Raw genomic sequence first — 5,281 nt, forward strand, 5'->3', positions numbered from 1 at the left:
AATCTCATTATCGCCTTCAAGTCCAATTCCTCCACCATTCATAAAACTTATAAGCACATTTTTATTTTTACCAATAAGTTTCTTTCCTTTTTTCAATGTGATTGAATTTGGAATTGTAAATGAATTATAAATTTCAATTAAATCGTCATTTGAATTTAAAGCCTTTTGTAATTCTATATAGTTTTTTACCTTCATCATCCAACCTCCTATTTAAAAAGCACATCATCATATTCAGAATGTTTTTCAAACTCTCTTTTTGCATATGGGCATAAGGGAATAATCTTTATATTTTTTTCTCTCGCTCTTTCAATTATCTTTTCCACAAGTTTTGAAGCATATCCCTTACCTCTTAAACTTTCATCCACATATGTGTGATCTATAATCCATTTCATATCGGAAAGTGAAAACGTAGACTCTCCAACAAGTTTATTTTTCTCATCGTAAAGTACCACTCTATTTCTGTCTTTTTTAAATTCTACTCTCATTATTTCTCCTTTTTTCTAACAAAATAAAATCATCTTTAATTTTTAAAAGTGATTTTAAAAATTCGCTTTTTTAATTTAATCAGCATTAAATTCAATTTTTTCCTTTATAAATGTTCCATTTCTAAGTTCTTCATAAGCTTGTCGGATTTCTTTCGAAGTATTCATTACAATAGGTCCTGCCCATGCAACATCTTCATTAAGCTTGTTGGAACTGATAAATAATACTTGTGCATTATTGTCTCCATTTTTAATTGTTAGTTTATCACCTTCTGATAGCTTTGCAGCTGTTTTTTCTTCAATATGCTCATCTCCAACATAAACATCTCCTACTAGTGTAAAAATCATGACGGATTTATCGTTATCTGTTTCAATTGTAAATTCTCTATTTGGCTCCAAATGAATATCATAATAATCAAGTGGCAAGTGTTCTCCTTTAAAACCATTATGATCCTTGTAGCTTCCAGAAATCAAACGAATCTTACCGCCCTCAATATCAATTTCTTCTATCTCATCCTTATGAATTTTAGTGTAAGTTGGTTTACTCATCTTTTCCTTTTGTGGAAGATTTAGCCAAAGTTGAACCCCAAGAAGTCTATCAGCTGCTGGAACCATTTCCTCATGTTCAATTCCAGATCCAGAGTTCATCCATTGAACCTCTCCATCGCTAATTCCATCTTCATTTCCAAGAGTATCTTTATGAACCATCTTTCCCTTAGAAAGATAGCTAACTGTTTCAATTCCTCTATGTGGATGCATTGGAAAACCTGCAGTATATTCATCTGGATTTATACTATCAAATGAGTCAAGCATCAAAATCGGATCGAAATCCTCCACAGTTTGATTACCTAAAACTCTTACCAAGCTTACTCCAGCACCATCTTTTGTTCTAAAACCTTGTACTTTTTTAATTACTTCTCTATCCATAAATACCTCCAATTTTCTTTAAAATTATTAACAAATTTTCTTTTTCTTCTTCTGTTAACATCGAGAAAGATTCTTCTAGCATTTCTGTATTTTTAACAATAACCCTTTCAATAATATCTCTTCCCTTCTCCTTTAGGTGTAAAATACAAACTCTTTTATCATCTTTGCAAGAAAGTTTTTCGATATAACCAAGTTTTACCAAGTTGTTTACAATAACAGAAATAGTTCCTACACTACTCAAAATCTTCTTCATTACATTTCCGATACTCATATCTCCCTTGCTATAAAGAACTTCTAAAACTTCAAACTGACCAAAGGTTAAACCTTCTTCTTGAGCAAGTTTCATTGTTCTTTTATCGATTTTATCGATGCTCCTATGAAGTGCTATTATTAATTTTAATGAAATATTCATATATTCCCTCAACGATCTAACTCTTATATTGAAAAACGAAATAATTTAAAATAAATACCTATTCTTACAAGGTAATCCTTATTAAATTAGCCTCTATTAACTAAACAAAATTTTTGCAAATTCTTCTTTTGTTTCTTCCCTGTTCCAATCTCTTTGAAGTTCACAAGCAAGTTGTGTAAAACTAATAAGTTTTGCTCCAGCTTGTTCCATACGTCTAAGAGCAACTTTGTGTGCTAATTTACTTGTACCTCCAACAGCATCTACTACAACATAAACCTCATATCCTTCCTTTAGAGCATCAAGTGCTGGAAAACTAAGACATGCCTCAGTCCAAAGTGCTGTTATAATAAGCTTCTTTCTTCCAATTTTCTTTACAGCCTCATAAAATTCCTCATCTTCCCAAGAATTTATTGTAGTTCTATCAACTGGTTCAATATTTGGAAAAATTTCTTCGATTTCTTTTATTTGTGGTTCATTTTCACCACTTTTTACATTAACTGTGCTTAAAACTGTTGGAAGCTTAAAAATTTTTGCAAGTTTTGCTGTCTTTGTTATATTATTTACAAGTTCTTTTTGATCCATACTTTTTATGGAGCTAACTTGAATAGGTTGATAATCAATTGCTATAAATGCTGCGTTTTCTGGTGTTAATAAATGATCGAATTTTTGATCTCTAATCTTTTTTGAATTCATAATATTCTCCTTAAATTATATCTAATTAGATATAATTTCTTTTTAAAAAAATAGCATAAATTTAAGTTTAATTTTTACAAAAATCATGCTAAATCTACTCTAAAGGTCTCTTAAAATCTATTGAATTTTTTTGTAGAAAGCTCTATAATCTTTTGAACTTCCTCATCATTTTCCATAGTTTCCATAAACTTCTTTAAATTTGGATATTCTGTCCAAGACTTTGGAGTCTTTGAAAGCCAACGACTTAAAATATAAGCATATGCATCAAGAACTGTCTTTTTATTCTTATAGATATGAGTCTTTCCTTCAAGCATGTTATCCAAAATCATCGCAACACTATTAATCTTTTTATATGCAGCTTCAATAACCTTCTCTAAATCTTTCTCATCTCTGCTTGATGTATAATCTTCTGGACCAAACATTGGCCAAAAAGCTGGATGATAATCTGCAGATAAAAATGCTGAAATCTGATTGAACAAAAATTCATTTTCAAGTCCTTCATCTGGCCCTAAATCTTTTTCTTTATACTTACTTGCAATATATGATAATATTGCACCTGCTTGAGTTTTTATGTTTCCATCTTTTGTATCAAGAGCTGGAACTGCTCCTGATGGATTGATCTTCTTATATTCATCAGAACCTAACTCAACTCTTTCTACCTCAAAATCTGCTCCCGCCCATTGAAGAGAAATCCAAACGGATACAGCACATGTACCCGGTGCGTAGTAAAGTTTCATAAAATCCTCCTTTTATAATTTATAAATAACTTATAAGAATTCGTTCTAAATTCTTATATCTATTTTATACCCATTATTTAGACAAATATTCGTCTATTAATTTTTTCAATTCAATAATAAAATATTTTCACAATTTACTATTAAAAAATAACAAATGAAACAATCAAATTAGAATCAAATCTAAATAAAAATAATAACATAGAAAAAGTTATTTAAATATACTAAAAATACAAACAGATTATAATCTAACGAGCTACATTTAAGAAGTAATGCATAATGTTTTGCTCATATTTGACAGAAGCTACGTAAAAAATAAAATCCATCCCCTCTCTTTTAACAGCTAATCAGCAATTAAGCAAGGGGGTGGATAGTGTAAATATTATTCTAGAGATTTTTTAAAAAGCAAATTAAAATATAATAATTTACAAAAAAGATTTTAAAACTTATATTCTCATATTTTTCTTCTTAATTGCTCTAATAAAAAATATATAATAGCAAAAATCTCTCCTCCAATTACTAATAATAGTACTATTGACATAAAATCTATTGTAGAAAGACCATTAGACAATATAATAAAATTCCACATCCAATGAAATAATATTGGTAGAAAAATATTTTTACTTTCTAAATATAGGGCCCCTAAAAACATTCCCATTATAAAAGTTGAACCCATCTGGTTTATAACCTCATTAATTGACAAACCAGCTAAAAGATTTAATAAATGCAAGAGGGAAAATAAAACTGCACTGCATAACAAGGCTGAAATTGTTGATGTTTTTTTTACTAATCCGCCCAATACAATACCCCTATAAATCGTCTCCTCTGCAATAGCTGTCAAGGCTGTATCAACTAATAGAATAAAAAAAGCTATATTCAAAGCAAAATTATTTATCAGAAAAAAAATTCCAAAAGCTACAATTGTAATAAAAGCAATAGCAAATGGTAGATAATTCTTTTTTCCTTCATTGTCTAAAGCAAGCTCTTTTCTATGCTTTAGTCCATAGGATAGTGCAAACAAGGCTAATAAAAATGTAAATGGTAAAAATGTCTTACTGAAATTTGATGAATTATAATCAACTCCTAAAACTTTATAACTAATATAAAGTCCCATTGCCATAAAAAGCATATAAATAACTAATACAATACTATTTTTTTTGAGCATAATACTTTCTCCTAATTATTCTTTATTTTTATAGCAAATCTACCTCTTTTAAAAAAGTTCTATATATGGTTAAACTTGCTAAATTATAGTATAAATATATAAATACTTCTTTTTATATGTTATTTCAAGACTACATTTCTTTTTAGCTAATTCCATACCTTTGTAGACATTAGAATAAAACACCTAATATACAAAGGATTTGTAAAAATTCTTATCATCGACTAATATTATATTGTATTAAAAAAAGAACTGTCACAAGTCTATGAATTTTATTGTTCTATCATCGTTCACTCTCCTAGGAATTCTTTTTATAGACTACTTGTCAAGATAAAATTTTAATAGAGAAATGTGGATACTTAAAACGATAAATTCATTTTGCAACAGCTTCTTTATTCTAGCTTTTAGAATTTACTATACTATAGATTACAAATCCAATTCCTTTTTTATTGAGTCAATAATCTTTTTATACTCATCTTCATCAAGATATATCCTTTCTGGATTCATGGCAAAGACTCCTCCCCATTCAAATTCATCATCCTCATATTTTGGAACTAAATGGAAATGAAGATGACAACCTGTATCGCCATAAGCACCATAGTTAATTTTCTTTGGCTTAAAAATTTTGTGGATTGCCTTAGCAACTTTTGCTATATCAGAAAAGTAAGCATCTCTTTCATCATCGCTAATATCTACTATTTCACTTACGTGTTTCTTATAAGCTACAATAACTCTTCCTCGATGACTTTGTTCTTTAAAAAGATATAGCTGACTATTTTCTAAATCACCAATCTTAATTCCAAATGCATCTACTAATTCATTATTCATACAATAAGCACAATTTTTATCTTTCATGATTTTCTCCTTTAAT

General features: G+C 28.9%; 8 protein-coding genes. All 8 read right to left on the reverse strand.

Translation table 11 applies throughout. The features are described 5' to 3' along the window. Nucleotides 1–198: hypothetical protein (locus tag SOR60_RS07520; RefSeq protein ID WP_320595615.1), on the reverse strand; the 198-nt coding region annotated here is incomplete at its 3' end. An 8-nt stretch (nucleotides 199–206) separates the two neighbouring features. Further along, nucleotides 207–485, reverse strand: coding sequence for a GNAT family N-acetyltransferase (locus tag SOR60_RS07525; protein ID WP_154541353.1), 279 nt, complete (start codon nucleotides 483–485; stop codon nucleotides 207–209). A gap of 75 nt (nucleotides 486–560) precedes the next feature. After that, a complete protein-coding gene (locus SOR60_RS07530; protein WP_320595616.1) occupies nucleotides 561–1,409 on the reverse strand; it encodes a pirin family protein in 849 nt (282 codons plus the stop codon). After that, nucleotides 1,402–1,821: a MarR family winged helix-turn-helix transcriptional regulator gene (locus SOR60_RS07535; protein ID WP_320595617.1), complete on the reverse strand. Its 420-nt coding sequence runs from the start codon at nucleotides 1,819–1,821 to the stop codon at nucleotides 1,402–1,404. Before SOR60_RS07535 ends, SOR60_RS07530 begins: the two co-directional genes overlap by 8 nt. Before the next feature lie 96 nt (nucleotides 1,822–1,917). Then, nucleotides 1,918–2,514 carry a hydrolase gene (locus tag SOR60_RS07540; RefSeq protein ID WP_154541347.1) on the reverse strand — a complete coding sequence of 199 codons (597 nt, stop codon included), beginning with the start codon at nucleotides 2,512–2,514 and terminating at the stop codon, nucleotides 1,918–1,920. Between the two features lie 110 nt (nucleotides 2,515–2,624). Further along, the gene (locus tag SOR60_RS07545) at nucleotides 2,625–3,251 is read right to left on the reverse strand and encodes a glutathione S-transferase family protein (RefSeq protein ID WP_154541345.1); all 627 of its coding nucleotides are present in this window, start codon (nucleotides 3,249–3,251) and stop codon (nucleotides 2,625–2,627) included. 451 nt (nucleotides 3,252–3,702) lie between these two features. Further along, the gene (locus SOR60_RS07550; RefSeq protein ID WP_320595618.1) at nucleotides 3,703–4,413 is read right to left on the reverse strand and encodes a CPBP family intramembrane glutamic endopeptidase; all 711 of its coding nucleotides are present in this window, start codon (nucleotides 4,411–4,413) and stop codon (nucleotides 3,703–3,705) included. 423 nt (nucleotides 4,414–4,836) lie between these two features. After that, nucleotides 4,837–5,265, reverse strand: a complete 429-nt coding sequence (locus tag SOR60_RS07555; RefSeq protein ID WP_320595619.1) for an HIT family protein — start codon at nucleotides 5,263–5,265, stop codon at nucleotides 4,837–4,839. Between the last annotated feature and the right edge of the window lie 16 nt (nucleotides 5,266–5,281).

The sequence above is a fragment of the Anaerococcus porci genome (assembly GCF_034090325.1).
GTDB classification, from domain to species: Bacteria; Bacillota; Clostridia; order Tissierellales; family Peptoniphilaceae; genus Anaerococcus; species Anaerococcus porci.

Coding starts and splice junctions, on each gene's coding strand:
- SOR60_RS07540 (WP_154541347.1), bottom strand. CDS start 2,514: ATGAATTCAAAAAAGATTAGAGATCAAAAATTCGATCATTTATTAACA.
- SOR60_RS07545 (WP_154541345.1), bottom strand. CDS start 3,251: ATGAAACTTTACTACGCACCGGGTACATGTGCTGTATCCGTTTGGATT.
- SOR60_RS07530 (WP_320595616.1), bottom strand. CDS start 1,409: ATGGATAGAGAAGTAATTAAAAAAGTACAAGGTTTTAGAACAAAAGAT.
- SOR60_RS07550 (WP_320595618.1), bottom strand. CDS start 4,413: ATGCTCAAAAAAAATAGTATTGTATTAGTTATTTATATGCTTTTTATG.
- SOR60_RS07555 (WP_320595619.1), bottom strand. CDS start 5,265: ATGAAAGATAAAAATTGTGCTTATTGTATGAATAATGAATTAGTAGAT.
- SOR60_RS07535 (WP_320595617.1), bottom strand. CDS start 1,821: ATGAATATTTCATTAAAATTAATAATAGCACTTCATAGGAGCATCGAT.
- SOR60_RS07525 (WP_154541353.1), bottom strand. CDS start 485: ATGAGAGTAGAATTTAAAAAAGACAGAAATAGAGTGGTACTTTACGAT.